The sequence below is a fragment of the Natrinema versiforme JCM 10478 genome, from assembly GCF_000337195.1.
Taxonomy (GTDB): domain Archaea; phylum Halobacteriota; class Halobacteria; order Halobacteriales; family Natrialbaceae; genus Natrinema; species Natrinema versiforme.
In genome coordinates this window covers 122,174-128,540 of sequence record NZ_AOID01000045.1, presented here as the reverse complement: position 1 = coordinate 128,540, position 6,367 = coordinate 122,174, and the positions used below count along the sequence as shown (strand labels likewise).

Genomic DNA, 6,367 nt, shown 5'->3' with positions numbered 1-6,367 from the left:
TATACGATCCCGATTGCACGGGAGTTTCTCACCGAGCTAACCGAGAAACACGACGTCGAAGACGCCCTGTTTCTCGTCGACGACGCCGACGATCTGATTGGCGGACTCCGCCGAGAAGGCCTCAGCTACCGCGTTCAATTACACGGCGGTAGAAACCAGGTCGAACGTGTCTTCAGAGAGGTACAACGACGAACCTCATCGTTTTCAAACTGCTTCAGTCACGTCGATCCAGTCACCGCAGAAACCTGGCTTCAAGCCCACGCCGTCTGGTGGAATCATGCTTAAGTTAACACGACCGGCTCCGATCCGGGAACCGAACGCGAACCGACATTCCTTTTCCCAGTCGCGCGCACGCTCGAGTATGTACGTCGGACGATTCGTCGTCGTCGGCCCCGAAGGAGGCGCGTACCGCGTCTCTTCGCGATCGTTCCCGAACCGCAAGCTTACCGCTCGAGACGAGGCGCTCACCGTCGGTCCCACCGAGGATGCCCCGGAGACGGACAACCCCTACGTCTCCTACAACTGCCTGCGGGTCGTCGAGACGCCGACGGGCGAGACGGCCGCCTTCGGCAACGGGTCGCACGTCGATCCGATCGCGGAGAAACTCGAGTTGGGATATCCCGCCCGGGACGCGCTGGCCGAGAGCCTGCTGGCGCTGGACTACGAGAAAGACGACTACGACACGCCCCGCATCGCGGCGACGATCGGCGGCGACGGCGAGGCGCTGATCGGCACCGTTCGAAAGGACGCACTGCTGGTCGAGACCGTCGACGAGCCGACGCTGGTCGCGACCTACGAGAAGGACGCGCCCGAAGCGATCGAGTTCGAGGCCGAAACCGCTGCCGAGGCCGCCAGCGAAGCGTACGACCTCGAGTTCGAACACGCGGTCTGTGCGGCCGGCGTCGCCCGGACCGAAGACGGGTTCGAAACGGCGATCGAGAACGGCGACTGAGCGACGCGACGGCGCTCGACCCGGTCGTTGGCGGCAACTACTAACTCCGCTCGGCGATGCGTCTAGCGTATGTCGACAGATTCCGGCGCTGGTATTCGTCTCGTACGGAACGCGACCGTTCTCGTGACCATCGGTGAGACGACGTTCCTCGTCGACCCGCTGTTCGCGTCACCGGGCGATATCCCGCCGATCCCGGACACGCCGAACGACCGCGAGAACCCGCTCGTTCCGCTGCCCGACGTCGACCTCTCACACGACGCCGTGGTCGTCACCCACCGCCACCGCGATCACTTCCACGAGACGGCGAAAGAGCAACTCGACGCGGACGTACCCTTGTTCTGTCAGCCCGAGGAGGCAGACGAGTTCGTCGACGACGGCTTTACCGACGTGCGACCCGTCGACGACAAGGCGTCGTTCAACGACGTGACCATTCACCGGACGCCCGGTCGCCACGGGCACGGGGAGTTAGCCGAGGAGATGGGGCCGGTCTCCGGGTTCGTCTTCGAGGCCGACGAGACGGTGTACGTCGCCGGGGACACGGTCTGGTACGACGCGGTCGAACAGACGCTCGAGCGGTTCGAGCCCGAGACGGTCGTCCTCAACGCCGGTGAAGCGCAGTTCAATCAGGGCGAGCCGATCACCATGGGCGTCTCGGACGTCACCGCCGTCCGCGAGGCCACCGACGCGACGGTCATCGTCGTCCACATGGAGGCAATCAACCACTGTCTGCTCACGCGTGACGAATTGCGGGCGGAGACCGAGGACGTTCACGTCCCCGAGGACGGGGACCGAATCAGCCTGTAATCGTTCCGGAAGCGGGAAGCAAGCGAGACCGATCATCGGACCGGTTCGCGGCCCGACCGCCGGCGAACCTACAAACCCCTCGAGCCAGTTACCCTCGAGCATGAAGGTCGGACTCGTTTCGGACATTCACGGCAACCGGGTCGCGCTCGAGGCCGTCCTCGAGGACATGCCGCCGGTCGACGAGCTGTACTGTGCGGGCGACGTCGTCGGCTACAACCCGTGGCCCGCCGACTGCGTCGACGAACTGCGAGAGCGGGGCGTACCGACGGTGATGGGGAACCACGACGCCGCCGTGGCCGCGGAGACGCCCTTCCGGTTCAACGGGATGGCGAAAGCAGGTGTCGAATATGCCGAGCAGGAGCTTTCGGCCAACCAACTCGAGTGGCTCGGCTCCCTGCCGGCGGAGCGACTCGAGTGCGACGGCCGCGTGAAGTTGGTCCACGGGCACCCGGATGATCCGGATCGATACACTCGATACACGTATCCCGAGGAGTTCTCGCCCCGGATACTGGGCGACGAAGACGTGCTGGTGCTCGGCCACACCCACGATCAGGGCGCGCGACAGTTCGCGGAGGGAATCGTCGTCAATCCGGGCAGTGTCGGCCAGCCCCGCGACGGCGATCCGCGGGCGGGCTATGCGGTGCTCGATCTCGACGCGCTGACCGTCGACACCCATCGCGTCGAGTACGACATCGAGGCGGTCCAAGCGGCGGTCGCCGAGGCGGGGCTACCCGAACGCATCGGGACGCGGCTCGCTCGCGGCAAGTAGTTCGAGAGGAACGACGCCGCCGAGATCTGCGATGGGGGCCCTTCGTACGCCGAGGCAACGGAACGCCGGAAACGAATCTTTTTACACTACCCCCACTGCTACGTTCGGATATGGTATCTACCGGCCCCACCGGGCGTCCCGACAGGAACTGTCCTCGTTACGCCGTGGGCCGGTGTTGTCGCTCGCCGACTCGGCCGTCGACCCGCGGCCAGCGTCGCGTCGAGACCGTCCCTGCGAACGCGATCCAGAGCGATGATGTTCGAACGCGTGCGTGAGGACGTGCGGGCGATGCGCGAGCGCGACCCCGCCGCGCAGGGGTGGCTCGAGGTACTGCTCTGTTATCCGGGCCTGCACGCGGTCTGGGCCCACCGGATCGCCCACCGCTGCTGGAACAGTGGGGTCGGCTGTCGCCTGTTGGCACGGCTGTTCTCCCACGTCGTTCGTCTGTTGACCGGCGTGGAGATCCACCCGGCCGCCGAACTCGGCCGGCGGGTGACGATCGATCACGGGATGGGCGTCGTCATCGGCGAAACGGCCGAAATCGGCGACGACGTTCACATGTACCACGGCGTCACGCTCGGCGGCGACACCAACGCGCCGGTCAAACGCCATCCGACGGTCGAGGACGGCGCGCAGTTGGGCGCGAACGCGACGCTGCTCGGCGAGATCACGATCGGCGAGGACGCCGCCGTCGGTGCGGGCTCGGTCGTCACCCAAGACGTCGAACCCGGCGCGACCGTGGTCGGCGTGCCGGCGGAGCGAGTCGACTAACCGAATTCTTTCGGCAGCCGTTATCGGTTCGATACCGGGAGTTCTCAGTTATCGCTGGGCAGTCGGGGAGCGAGGACCGACACCAACGCGTCCATATCGCGCGTCTGGTACCAGGCAGTTCCCGGGCCAGTGAACTCGAAGACGAGCCCCTCTCCGCTCAGTAGCGTCGATTTGAGATTGCCGACTCGCCGGATCGAGTAGTCGACCTGGTCGTCCCAGGCGATCAGATGTTCGTTGTCCAAAACGTAGGACTCGCCGGCCGCCAGTTCGAGTTTCTCGAGGCCGCCGTACGCGTCGATGAAGACCGTGCCGGTCCCTTTCAGTGCCAGTGGCGTCACGCTGGCCTCGCCCAACATCGACTTGAGACCGCCGATCTCCGAGTCGATGTCGATCCCCGCAGTCGCCGCGAGAAACGCCCCGTCGGTGGAGTACAGCGTCTCGTCCCGAAGCTCGTGGGGCATGACGTCGCCCGGTGACGGCGGAGCGAACGTTACCGTCCCCGGTTCGTCTTCGGCGGTGAATTCGTTAGCGAACGCCGACTCCCCACCGAGCAGCGACTTCGCCGAGCTGAGGAGTCCGTCTCGACTCGTGCCGGTATCCATCGAGACGTTCGCGGAGTGACCGACCATCGCGCCCGGTTCGGCGATGACCGACTCGCCCGGCTCCAGTGTCACGATCAAGTGCGTGTACGACGGTCGGTGTGTAAACTCGTAGTCCATTGGAGGGTCTTGCCGTACGATTCGTCGTAATGTTAATTAAATTACCGACTACCCGGTTCGACCACTGAACAGTTTACACACGTCGGTATCGGATCGAGTGCCAGCCCGTTTCTGAATACCGGAATCGCGCTACTCTCTACTGCTATCCCCCGTGGCCCGCTCAGATCAAGGGGTCGACCAGTTCCTCGCCCGCCTCGAGCAACTCTCCGACCCGATCCTCGTCGGCGGCTTCGGCGTAGACCCGCAAGACGGGCTCGGTCCCGCTCGGCCGGACCAGCAGCCACGAGCCGTCGGCGAGTTGCAGTTTGAACCCGTCTGCGGTGTTGATTCCCTCGACTGCCGTTCCGGCGACGGTCTCGGGGATCACGTCCTCGAGGTCGGCGAGCACTCGCGACTTCTCGTCGTCGGGACAGTCGACGCTGATCTTGTCCTGGACGACGGTACCGTGTTCGGAGAGCAGCCGATCGACCCGGTCGTCGAGCGGCTCTTCGGCGTGCATCGCGGCCGCGAGCACGGCCAGGAGGACGCCGTCTTTCTCGCGGACGTGGCCGCGGACGGTGAAGCCGCCGGACTCCTCGCCGCCGACCAGGGCGTCGCCGTCGGCCATCGCCTCGGCGACCCACTTGAAGCCAACCGGGACCTCGCGGACGGACTCGCCGTGGGCCTCGGCGACCCGGTCGATCAGGAAGGTCGTCGAGACGGATCGGACCGCCGCGCCCGACGCGTCCTCGAGCAGGTAGTCGTAGAGGGCAGCGAAAAACAGGTTCTCGTCCAGATAGCCGCGTTCCGGCGTGACGATGGCGATTCGGTCGGCGTCGCCGTCATTGGCGATGCCGAGATCGACATCGCTCCCGTCGTCGGTGACGGCCGCGATCAGGTCCCCGAGGTTCTCCGCGGCGGGTTCCGGCGAACCGCCGCCGAACTCGGGGTCGCGCTCGCAGCGATAGCGCTCGAGAGTCGCGCCGGCGCGCTCGAGCAGGGCGTCGGTGGTCCCGCGGCCGCTGCCGTGCATGGCGTCGTAGGCGACGCCGAGTCCGGCAAGGTCGGCGCTGCCGGTGATCGATTCCACCAACTCGAGGGCGGCGTCGGCGTGTGGCTCGGCGAAGTCGACCTCGCGGGCGGTCCCGTGCTCGGCCTCGGGGAGCGGGTCGGGTTCGGCGAGTCGCTCCGCGATGGCGTCGGTGACGGCGGGCAGGGCCGGCGCGCCGTCCTCGGGAATGAACTTCACGCCGTTGTACTCCGGCGGGTTGTGCGAGGCGGTGATGACGAGCCCGCCAGCGAGGTCGCGGTCGACGATCGCGTGGGCGATCAGCGGCGTCGGTCGGTCCCGATCGGACAGCAGGACGTCGAAGCCGTTCGAACACAGCACCCGCGCCAGTTCCTCGGCGAACCCACGCGAGGTCTCGCGGGCGTCGTAGCCCACCGCGACCGGCCCCTCGAGGCCCTCGTCCGCGAGATACGTCGCGACCGCTTGCCCCACCATTCGAACGCGGGGAGCGGTGAACTCCTCGAGCGTCGCCCGCCAGCCGTCGGTGCCGAAGCTGATCGTCTCCATGCTCCGGTGGTCGATGGCCGGCGCGAAAAAAGCGACGCTGGCGGAGAACGCGATAGTCACGGAGTCACACGATGGATTCGGCGAATCGGTCCGCATCGTCGAACGTCGGCAACGGCGTTTTCCGGATCTGCCGCCTACAGCGGGTCATGACGCCCTCCCCATCCGTCGTCGCCGTCAGCGGCAGTCTCCGCGAGGAGAGCTACACGCGGACGGCGCTGAAGTACGTCCTCCGAGCGGCCGAGGAAGCCGGTGCCGAGACGACGCTGCTCGATCTCCGCGAGTACGACCTCCCCGTCTACGCCCCCGACATCGACGAACAGGGCGACAGCGAAGCGGTGACCCGTCTCGTTCGCGAGGGCGACGCCGTCGTCCTCGGAACGCCGGTCTATCACGGCTCGTACTCGGGCGCGCTGAAGAACTTCCACGACTACTGTGGTGCTCAAAATCGCAGATTTTTGGCATGCTAAAGCGGCTTCGCCGCTTTAAGCAGTTCGACGAGTACGAAGAAACGACCGTCGGCCTGCTGGCGACCGCCGGCGGCGGGAGCTACGGGTCGACGCTCGATCACCTGCGGATCACCGTCCGCGGCGTCCACGGCTGGGTCCTCCCCCATCAGGTCGGGCTCCGAAACGCGTCCGAGAAGTTCGAGGCCGACCCCGACGCGATCGACGGCCGCGGGTTCCGCGACCCCGCGCTCCGGGACCGCGTCGAGAAACTCGGCCGGATGATCGCCGAGTACGCCTTCATCGACCCCAGCGTCACGTCGTCGCGATCCGCGGCGGCCGACGACTGAGATC

6 protein-coding genes and 2 pseudogenes are annotated in these 6,367 nt (G+C 66.4%); 6 read left to right on the top strand and 2 right to left on the bottom strand.

Annotated features, from left to right (window positions below; all coding sequences use genetic code 11):
• The 5 genes and pseudogenes from C489_RS22480 to cysE all read left to right on the top strand — a co-directional run.
• Positions 1 to 285: pseudogene (locus C489_RS22480) on the top strand (IS6 family transposase); the annotation flags it as partial.
• Positions 286 to 361: 76 nt separating this feature from the next.
• The gene (locus C489_RS14580) at positions 362 to 952 is read left to right on the top strand and encodes an IMP cyclohydrolase (RefSeq protein ID WP_006432075.1); all 591 of its coding nucleotides are present in this window, start codon (positions 362 to 364) and stop codon (positions 950 to 952) included.
• A 69-nt stretch (positions 953 to 1,021) separates the two neighbouring features.
• Positions 1,022 to 1,756, top strand: a complete 735-nt coding sequence (locus C489_RS14575) for an MBL fold metallo-hydrolase (protein WP_006432074.1) — start codon at positions 1,022 to 1,024, stop codon at positions 1,754 to 1,756.
• 100 nt (positions 1,757 to 1,856) lie between these two features.
• Positions 1,857 to 2,525, top strand: a complete 669-nt coding sequence (locus C489_RS14570; protein WP_006432073.1) for a metallophosphoesterase family protein — start codon at positions 1,857 to 1,859, stop codon at positions 2,523 to 2,525.
• A gap of 255 nt (positions 2,526 to 2,780) precedes the next feature.
• Positions 2,781 to 3,296, top strand: coding sequence for a serine O-acetyltransferase (gene cysE / locus C489_RS14565; RefSeq protein WP_049890909.1), 516 nt, complete (start codon positions 2,781 to 2,783; stop codon positions 3,294 to 3,296).
• 44 nt (positions 3,297 to 3,340) lie between these two features.
• On the opposite strand, the gene C489_RS14560 is transcribed toward cysE, so the two are convergent.
• Both C489_RS14560 and C489_RS14555 read right to left on the bottom strand, forming a co-directional pair.
• Positions 3,341 to 4,015: a TIGR00266 family protein gene (locus C489_RS14560; protein ID WP_006432071.1), complete on the bottom strand. Its 675-nt coding sequence runs from the start codon at positions 4,013 to 4,015 to the stop codon at positions 3,341 to 3,343.
• Between the two features lie 160 nt (positions 4,016 to 4,175).
• Positions 4,176 to 5,570 carry a phosphoglucomutase/phosphomannomutase family protein gene (locus C489_RS14555; protein WP_006432070.1) on the bottom strand — a complete coding sequence of 465 codons (1,395 nt, stop codon included), beginning with the start codon at positions 5,568 to 5,570 and terminating at the stop codon, positions 4,176 to 4,178.
• Positions 5,571 to 5,716: 146 nt separating this feature from the next.
• On the opposite strand from C489_RS14555, the pseudogene C489_RS14550 reads away from it, so the two are divergent.
• A pseudogene (locus tag C489_RS14550) lies at positions 5,717 to 6,363 on the top strand (NADPH-dependent FMN reductase).
• Positions 6,364 to 6,367: the final 4 nt, after the last annotated feature.